At 75.8% G+C, this 7,275-nt stretch carries 3 protein-coding genes; all 3 read right to left on the bottom strand.

What is annotated here, in order from left to right; all coding sequences use genetic code 11:
• Nucleotides 1–10 precede the first annotated feature (10 nt).
• The 3 genes from AQJ66_RS36350 to AQJ66_RS36360 are packed head-to-tail and all read right to left on the bottom strand — an operon-like array spanning nt 11 to nt 7,198.
• On the bottom strand, nt 11–4,696 hold the full coding sequence (locus AQJ66_RS36350; protein WP_061931166.1) for a hypothetical protein: 4,686 nt from the start codon (nt 4,694–4,696) through the stop codon (nt 11–13).
• Between the two features lie 53 nt (nt 4,697–4,749).
• Nucleotides 4,750–5,640, bottom strand: coding sequence for a hypothetical protein (locus AQJ66_RS36355; RefSeq protein ID WP_061931170.1), 891 nt, complete (start codon nt 5,638–5,640; stop codon nt 4,750–4,752).
• Between the two features lie 31 nt (nt 5,641–5,671).
• Entirely contained in the window at nt 5,672–7,198 is a 1,527-nt protein-coding gene (locus AQJ66_RS36360; RefSeq protein WP_061931173.1) for a hypothetical protein, read from the bottom strand.
• Nucleotides 7,199–7,275 lie beyond the last annotated feature (77 nt).

The following is a 7,275-nucleotide window of genomic DNA, read 5'->3' on the forward strand; positions in this document are numbered from 1 at the left end:
CCGCCGAGGGCTACGCCGGCCTCTTGAACATGCGGGTCGCCGTGATCTCGCTGCGCACCGCCTCCCCGGCCCGGGGCTGCTGCGGCAGACCGGGCCGCAGGTGTTCCTCCACACTGATGTACTTCAGGCCCGCCCTGAGGTCGGCGTCGTTGCGCAGGCGGATGACCAGCGGAAACTCCGCGAGTGCCGTGGTGTCGAACAGGCCGGTGGTGTACAGCAGCTGCACCCCGAGCGCGTCGGACACGGCCCGCTGGAGTTCCAGCAGATAGGTGGCGTTGGCGCGGCCGATGGGGTTGTCCAGGAACAGCGTGCCGGCGTGCCGGTGCTTGTCCCGGCCCCGGTCGTTGCTCCGCAGCGCGGCCATCGTGCAGTACAGGGCGATGGCCGCGGTGAGCAGCTGACCGCCGGAGAACACGTCGCCCATCTGCCCGACGGGCACGCGCTCGGCGCGCAGGACGGCGTCCGGCTTGAGGATCTCGACGGCCACGCCCTTCGGCTGCAGTGCCGCGGCGACACCCCGCAGCAGCAGGGACATGCCGTCGCGCCGCAGGTCGGAGTTCTTCCGCACCGCCGCGCGCGTGGCCTCGTCGATGACCTCGCCGAGCCGTTCGGTGAGCGTGGCCTGGTCGGGCTCCTCGAAGCGGATGCGCAGGAACTCCTGCCCGGACCACTCGCCGAGGCCTTCCGGCAGGCGGGAGAGCCGCTGGGCGGAGCGCAGGGTGGCGAGGGCGGATTCGACCAGTCCGCGGAGCCGGTCCACGATCGAGTCGCGGTTGCGCTCCAGCTGGGCCAGTTCGTCGGTGAGGACGCGCAGGCGGGGTGCGAAGGCGTCCGCCCACTTCTGCGCGTGGTCGGGCAGGGCGGAGGCGGGCAGTTCGCGGATCTGCTGCCGGGCGGGGGTGCGGACCTGTTCGTAGCGCGTGGAGTTGGCGTGCCGGACGAGCACGTCGCTCGCCTCGCGCACGGCCGCCTCGGCGGCGGACAGGTCGGCGGCGCAGCCGCGCAGCGAGCGGCGGGCCTCGGCGGCGGCGTGCCGGGCCTCCTCCAGGCCCCCGGGGTACGGCTCCGGCTCCTCCCGCTCCTCCTCGGGGGTGTGCTCGCGCAGCAGGTCGCGGAGCATGGCGGCGATCTCGTCGAAGCCGCCGGCCGCGTCCTCGGCCGACCGGTGGGCCTCCAGGAGTCCGGCATGCGTCTGCCCGGCCTCGGCCAGCGCCTCGGTGCGGGCGGCGAGTTCGGCCGTGGCGGTGCGCAGCAGGGCCTGCGCGTGCTCGGCGTCGCGCGGCAGGAGTTCCCCGGGCAGTTCGGTGTGCGCCTCGCCGTCCTCGGGGGCGTGCCGCTCGGCCTCGCCGCGCAGCCGGCCGAGCTGTTCGCTCGCCGTCGACACGCGGGTCTCCAGGAGTTGCACCAGCTCCTCCGCGCGCGCTGCGGCCGCCTGCCGGGACGGGCCGTCGGAGCCCTCCGGCGACTGGAGCAGCTGCGCGGCGCGTGTGCGGACCTTGTTGCTGAGCCGGTCGAGTTCGGCGCGGGCCGCGCTCTCGTCGCTTTCCGCGCGGGCCTGCTCGGCTCGCAGGTCGGCGCCGACGCCGACCTTCTCGTACACCTGGGAGGCGGCCCGGTAGGCCTCGCGGAGGGCGGGCAGGGACGCCTTCGGGGCGTCCGCCTCTGCCGCCGGTACGTCGTCGGGGGCGCCGGCGATCTCGGCGCGTTCGGCGCGCAGGGCCCGCGCGGTGCGGCGGGCGTCGTCGGCGGCGCGCTGGGCCGCGCGGCGGTCCTCGTCCGCGGCTCGGGCGCGCTCCAGGCAGGTCTGGGCGCGGGCCTCGGACTCGGTGGCCTCGTCGGCGAGTTCGCGGAGTCTGGCCTGCCAGCCGGCTCGTTCGCGCAGCCGGTAGGCGAGTCCGGCGAGGGCGTCGGCGGCGCGGCGGGCCTTCTGCGCGGCCTCCTGGCGCTCGTCGCGCACCTGCGTGGTCTCGGCGGCGGCCTCGTCGGCTTCGGCCCGAACGGAGCGGGCCTCGGCCAGCTCGGCCTCGGCCTCCTCGGCGAACGCGCGGGCCTCCAGGGCGGTCTCGGCGAGTTCGGTGAGCCGTCCGGCCGGGCAGCCGGTGCGCCAGGAGGCGAGCCGTGCGGCCAGTTCGCGGTCCTTGCCGAGGCGGGCGGCGAGGGCGCGGATCTCGTCGTCGCGGTCGGTGGCCCGCGCGCGCAGCGCCTGCCGCTCCTCGTCGGCGGCGTGCTCGTCGTGCATGGCCGGGTTCGGCGGCACGAGGAAGACGTCGCCGGGCGTGGCGCCGGGTGCCGGCGTCGGGGCGAGCAGGGCGGCGGCCGTGCCGACGGCGACGGCGGAGCGCGGCAGCAGGGCGGCGTCGGTGAGCGCCTCGCGGGCACGTGCGTGCGTGTCCGGGTCGGTGATGATCACGCCGTCGACCAGTTCCGGACGTGCGGCGAGCACACGGGCGTGGTCGGCGGGGTCGACGGCCTGTGCGAGGTAGCGCCAGCCGGGAAGCGCGGGGATGCCGTGCTCGCCGAGGAACTCGACGGTGGCCAGCACGTCGGGCCCGGGCGGCAGCAGTCCGCCGTCGCCGAGGGCGCCGAGGATGCGGGCGTCGTCGGCCGCGGCGGTGCGCAGCTCGAAGAGGTGCCGTTCGGCCGTCGCCACGGCCTCGTCGAGGAGGCCGCGCAGCTCGTCGGCGAAGCGGTCCAGCCCCTCGGCGGTCAGGGGGCCCTCGGCGGGCGGGCGCGGGGTGCGGTCCGCGCCCGGTCCGGTGGGCCCTTCGGCTCCGTCGTCCGGCCGGCCGCGGCTCGCGCCGTCGGCCGCCGACCGGGGAGCCGGCACCGCCGCGTGTCCGGCCGCGGGCGCGCCGGGCAGGCTCAGCAGTTCGGCGAGCCGCTCCTCGCCGGCGAGCGCCTCGGCGAGCCGCCGCTCCGCCTCGTAGGACCGCTCCGCGGCGGCCGCCGCGTCCGCCGCGCGGGCCGCGGTCAGTTCGGCGCGGGACTCGGCGGAGGCGGCCTCGCGCGCGTGCTCGGTCGCCGTGCGGGCGGCCTCGCGGGCGGTGTCCCAGGCGGCGACCGCGCTCTTCTCGGCGTCGCTCGCGGCGAGCGCGGCGCGGGCCGGGTCGGCGTCCGGTGCGCTGTCGTCGAGCCAGCCCGCGCGGACCGCCTCGGCCGTCTCCTGCTCGACCTCGGTGAGCCGCTGGCGCAGGTGCCCGGCCTCGCTGCGGGCGCGCTGGGCCTCCGTGGCGGCTGCCGTGGCGTCCCGGTGGGCGGACTCGCCGGCCTCCTGGAGGGCCGCGGAGCGCTCCTCCTCCTCGTTGGCGAGGTTCTCGGCGTTCTCGGCCGCCGCGTGCAGGGCCCGTACGAGGTCCACGGCGGCCTTGGCGCGGGCGGCGAGGGCGGGGGCGGCGTCGCGCTCGGCCTCCTGGATGGCGGCGGAAACGCGCGCGACGCGGTCGGCGGCGGCGCGGTGGCGCAGCACGGCCTCGGCGGCCTGCCACGCGGAGTGCAGGGTGCGCGCGTCGGCCAGTTCGCGTTTCTGCGCGGCGGCGGTCTTCTCGGCGGCGGCGAGCGCCAGGGAGGCGTGCCGGTAGGCGAGTTCGGCGGCGATCAGGGCGCTGCGCTCGCGGGCGCCCTCGGAGTGCGTGACGGCGTAGGCGGCGGCCGTGACCCGCTGGGCGAGGTCGGCGGCCCGGACCCGCTCCCGCACGGCGCGTGCGGACAGCCGCCGCGCGAGGGTGCGGGTGCGGCGCTCGGCGCCGGCGTGGACGTCACGCGCGCGGGAGCGCGACTCGGCCGCCTCGACGATCTTTCCGAGCAGGTCGACGGAACCGGCGGTGAAGTCGCGTTCGGCCATCAGCTCGGCGCGCCGGCCCAGCTTGTTGCCGAAGCCGCTGACGAGGTCGGCGAGGCCGTCGGTGTCGCGGGTGTCGGTGACGGCGCGCAGCAGCAGGTCGGTGAAGTCGGAGTCCTTCTTGACCGCGAAGAGACCGGCGGCCTCGCCCTCGTCGGCGTTCATCTCCCGCTGGTAGCGGAAGAGTTCGGGGTCGAGGCCGAGATCGCCGAGGTGCTCGATCCAGCGGTCGTGGATCTCCTCCCAGTGCACCTCCAGGTGCGGGTAGGCCTTTCCGGCCTCCGTGAGGGCGTCGCGGAAGCCCTTCATGGTGCGCCGCCGCCCCTGCGCGCCGGAGCTGCCCTCGACGGGGGGCCGTACGGCGGTGGACTCGGCGACGGGCAGGCTGTCCAGGCTCAGGCCGGGTCCGGGCCGGAAGGAGTACCAGGCCTCGGCGAACTTGCGCGGGTCGTTGGAGACCTGCCGCCCGCGCCACTCGCTGACCTTTCCGACGACCACGCACTCGCCGGTCTGGACGTGCTGCCACTCCAGGGCCACGTGCCCGCAGTCGTCGGCGAGCAGGAACTTGCGCAGCACTCCGGAGCTGGCGCCGCCGAGGGTGTTGCGGTGGCCCGGCAGCATGACCGAGAAGATCAGCTTGAGCAGCACGGACTTGCCGCCGCCGTTCTCCAGGAACAGCACGCCCGCGGGCGCGGGACGGCGCGGCGGCCCGACCGGCTCCTCCTCGAAGAACTCCGCCTGCGCGGGCGCGGGGTCGGGCACGGGCTCGCCCACGCCCCGCAGGTCAAGCACGGTGTCGGCATAGCGCGCACCGGCGGGCCCGATGGAGTAGAGGCGGACCCGGGACAGCTCGTACATGGCGGACTCTCGTCAGTCTTCTTGCAGGTCGGGGCGGTGGATCGGGGCGGTCGTCAGGGGTGCGAGGGCGCGTGGAAGGGCAGCCCGGCGTCGGCCACGAGGTCCAGGTCGTCGGTGTCCTCGGCGGCCAGCAGCGTCGGCGTGCCGTCGGTGACCGGGACGACGCCCAGCTCGAGCAGTTCGGCCATCGCGGCGCCCCCGGCCATGTCGCGCACCTGGAGCTGGTAGCGCGCGGTGGTGCGGTAGGTGCCGCCGTGGTCGTCCCCGGTGCGCTGGAGGAAACCGGAGTCGGTGAGGAAGCCCAGGGCCTTGGCGACGATGCCGGTGGTGGAGGCGGCCGGGCGGCGGGCGTCCTTGGTGGCGCCGGTCGCGCTGCGTCTGGCCCAGATCCGCCAGGCGGCCTCCAGCCCGGGCGCGTCGGTGGCCGGGTCGGTGTTCTCGCCCTGCTCCTCGGCGCGTTCCTCCAGCCGGCGGCAGGCCTGCCGGACGAAGGCGTCGACGCCGTTGACGGTGACCCGGCCGATGTAGGAGTCGTCGGCCAGGTCCTCGGGGCGCGGGAACGCCAGGGCGGCCACGGCGAGATGGGCCAGCCCGTGCAGGAACCGGTCGCCGGAGTCGGCGGCCGTTCGACGCGCGTAGTCGCCCATGCGGACGGCGAACACCGAGTCCTCGGCGGCCGTCACGGCCATCCCCGCGCGCGGGGACACCTCCAGGACGACGAGTCCGAGGCCGGTGGCGACGGCGTCCGCGAGCCGCGCGAACGCCGGGTCGTCGCGGTAGCGCCGCAGCAGCTCGGTGTACTCCTGGTCACGGGCCGGCTGCAGCTTGGGCTGCAGTCCGAAGGCGACGAGCCGCGCCGCGTCGGCGGCGTCGGCGGGGGTGACGGCGGCGGACGCCGGCGGCGCCGGGGCCGGGGTGTCACTCCACTCGACGTGCTCGCTCACGGCTGGGGCTCCTTGGGGGGTTCGTGCTCGCTCATGCTGCTTCCGTCCGGTCGGCCGCCATTCCGGCCGCGTCCAGCAGGGCCGTGCCGACGATCAGGTCGGCCCCGCCGAACTCGGGATCGTCCAGTTCCGTCCCGTCGTCCACGGCGAACAGCAGCTTCTGCTCCCCCTGGCGGTAGGCGGTGCCGACCGGCGGGCTGGCCGCGTGCACGGCCAGCAGGGCGACGAGGTAGGGCAGCTCGGGGTCCTGGCGGCGCGCCTGCGCCAGCAGTCCGGACAGTCTGCGCGGTGCGTCGGCGGGCAGGTCCAGCAGCTCCATGGCGGCGGCCAGTTGCTCCTCGCTGAACCGGCTGTCGTCCGGCGTGGCGATCAGGTCGGGCTCGGGCATCTCGGCGCCCAGGTGCTCGCGCTCCACCGGGGGCGTCAGCAGGATGTCGACGAGGTCGGCCACGCGTACCGACACCGGGGTGCGCAGTCCCGTGCCGTGCGCGAAGAACGCGTCCGTGACCCGGATCGCCTGTTCCAGGGGCAGCGGCAGCACCGGCGCGACCAGGTGGCCGTACAGGTCGATGCCCGAGGTGGCGGCCGGTGCGGCGAAGGCCTGCCGGTCCTGCTCGGCGCGGAAGAGCGGGCCCGCCTCCAGCAGCCGCGACTGGAGCTGGGTGTGGCGCCGGATGCAGTCCTTGACGATGTCGACGAGTTCGGCGGCGCGGCGCTTGTGCTCCGGGTCCTCGGTCTCGTCGCGGGCCTTGCGGATGTTGGTGAGGATCGCGTTCTCGTGGCGGTACCGCTCCGCCACGTGCTCCAGCGCCTCGGCGATCATGTCGGGCACGGCGCCGAGCCAGTCGACCGCGCGGACGTTGCGGCGGGTGGCGTCCAGGGCGCGGCGCAGGGTCTCGGAGTACTGCACGGTCCGGTAGCGGGCCTGTTCGGCGGCGAGCTGGGCGTCGGCGAGGCGGCCGCGGTTGATCAGCACCTCGAGCTTGACCTCGGCGGCGATCTGCGCGCTGGTGACATCGGTGTCCAGGGCGCCGACCAGGACGTTGACCGCCTCGTCGGTGGTGCGCAGGTAGACCGTGCCGCCGGGGCCGGGGACCTCCTCGATCAGCTTGAAGTCGTAGTCGCGGCGGACGTACGTGCCGTCCGGCGCGAACGTGCCGTAGACGGCGCGGAAGCCGCGGTCCACGCTGCCGACGTTGATCAGGTTCTCCAGGACCCAGCGGGCCACCCGCTCGTGTTCGGCGACGGGCCGGTGCGGGGCCTGGGCGGCGATGCGCGGGATGAGCCGGGCCACGATCTGCTCGTGGTCGGCGCCCGTGTCGAAGTCCATGTTGAGCGTGACCAGGTCGATGGCGGCCAGGGCCACCTCGGCCATGCCGTACACCGAGTACTCGCCGGCCAGGTTGGCCTTGCGGGCGTCCAGGTCGTGCAGCGGCGCGGTGCAGGCGAGCGCGCGCAGCCGCCGCGCCAGCCCCTCGTCGGCGGCCGGGCCCGGTGCCGGGCGCGGCCCCGCGCTGAGCTGGGGCGGAACACGGTCCGTCGGTGCAGGCGAAGTCACGGTGCACAGATTAGGTCCTAGGTCCGACATCGGCCCAAACGGCGCGGGACGGCTCCTCGGGGACGCGGTGCCGTCCG

Origin of the sequence: Streptomyces bungoensis, assembly GCF_001514215.1 — a bacterium.
Classification (GTDB): domain Bacteria; phylum Actinomycetota; class Actinomycetes; order Streptomycetales; family Streptomycetaceae; genus Streptomyces; species Streptomyces bungoensis.

Coding starts and splice junctions, on each gene's coding strand:
- AQJ66_RS36350 (WP_061931166.1), bottom strand. CDS start 4,696: ATGTACGAGCTGTCCCGGGTCCGCCTCTACTCCATCGGGCCCGCCGGT.